The organism is Streptomyces sp. NPDC052043, from assembly GCF_044548235.1.
Taxonomy (GTDB): Bacteria; Actinomycetota; Actinomycetes; order Streptomycetales; family Streptomycetaceae; genus Streptomyces.
In genome coordinates this window covers 109,443-110,841 of sequence record NZ_JBIUBT010000007.1, presented here as the reverse complement: position 1 = coordinate 110,841, position 1,399 = coordinate 109,443, and the positions used below count along the sequence as shown (strand labels likewise).

The 1,399-nt window shown below is 66.1% G+C and carries 1 protein-coding gene; it reads right to left on the bottom strand.

What is annotated here, in order from left to right:
* Positions 1 to 135 precede the first annotated feature (135 nt).
* Positions 136 to 1,170, bottom strand: a complete 1,035-nt coding sequence (locus ACIHCX_RS19575) for a GDP-mannose 4,6-dehydratase (RefSeq protein ID WP_400031003.1) — start codon at positions 1,168 to 1,170, stop codon at positions 136 to 138.
* Between the last annotated feature and the right edge of the window lie 229 nt (positions 1,171 to 1,399).

The following is a 1,399-nucleotide window of genomic DNA, read 5'->3' as shown; positions in this document are numbered from 1 at the left end:
GCATCGCCGAAATCTCTGCGTCGTGCCGCAGAACACCGACTCGCCACATGGCTCTCCCCGACGGGAGAAGCCACGAGGCGAGTGTGGCCGGAAGTCCGGCAGGAAATCCCTAGAACCTGAAGGGGCTTTCGCCCGTTACCAGCTGTGCGTCAGCAGAAGGTCGTCGAGTTCGTTCTGCCGGGAAACGGACGCGAGGTCGGCGTCGACCATCATCCGCATGAGTTCCTGGAAATCGACGCTCGGCTTCCAGCCCAACTGGGCCTGTGCCTTGGAGCTGTCGGCACACAGCACCTCGACCTCGGCGGGCCGCACGAGGTCGGGGTCGACGACGACGTAGTCCTCCCAGTCGAGGCCCACGTGCTCGAAGGAGAAGCGGACCGCGTCGCGCACGGTGTGCATCTCCCCGGTGCCGATCACGTAGTCGTCGGCGGTGTCCTGCTGGAGCATCAGGTGCATGGCGCGGACGTAGTCACCGGCGTAGCCCCAGTCACGGACCGCGTCCATGTTGCCGAGGGCCAGGGTGTCCTGGAGTCCCAGCTTGATGCGGGCGACCGCGAGGGAGATCTTGCGGGTCACGAACTCCTGGCCGCGGCGGGGTGATTCGTGGTTGAACAGCATGCCGGAGACCGCGTACATGCCGAACGACTCGCGGTAGTTGCGGGTGATGAAGTGGCCGTAGGCCTTGGCCGCGCCGTAGGGGCTGCGCGGGTGGAAGAGCGTGGTCTCCCGCTGCGGCGTCTCGGCGACCTTGCCGAACATCTCCGAGGAGGAGGCCTGGTAGAAGCGGATCTGGCCCTCGGGACGCGCGGTGCGGGACATGCTCAGTCCGCTCACCATGCGGATGGCCTCGAGGACCCGCAGCACGCCCATGCCGTTCACCTCGGTGACCAGCTCGGCCTGCTGCCAGGACATCGGCACGAAGGAGATCGCGCCGAGGTTGTACACCTCGTCCGGCTGAACCTTGTCGACCGCCGAGACCAGGCTGCCCTGGTCCATGAGGTCGCCGTCCACGAAGGACAGTTCGGAGGCGAGCCGGCTCACCCGGGACTTGCGCGGGTTGGCCTGGCCCCGGATGAGACCCCACACCTGGTACCCCTGCGCCAGCAGGTGCTCCGCCAGATAGGACCCGTCCTGGCCGGTAATTCCGGTGATCAGTGCGCGCTTGGGCATTCCATCCCCATCTCAGACCGCGAAGAGACCGTCCAAACGCTGCGCTCGGTCGACGACCTGGCCTCGAGAAAGCTGTCCGGACGATAGACACCGGCACGCTCCCAAGCGGCGGAAGTCAATGTCAACGATTCTCGAACTTACTAGGGAATTCCCGGGCGGCCGGCACTGCGAGGGCGAACACTAGGGAAATCCGGGTGCGTTGTGGGCTCCAATGGCCGGGTCGGCGTGC

What these genes read in the sequence shown, in the direction of transcription:
- ACIHCX_RS19575 (WP_400031003.1), bottom strand. Translation starts at nt 1,170, where the DNA reads ATGCCCAAGCGCGCACTGATCACCGGAATTACCGGCCAGGACGGGTCC.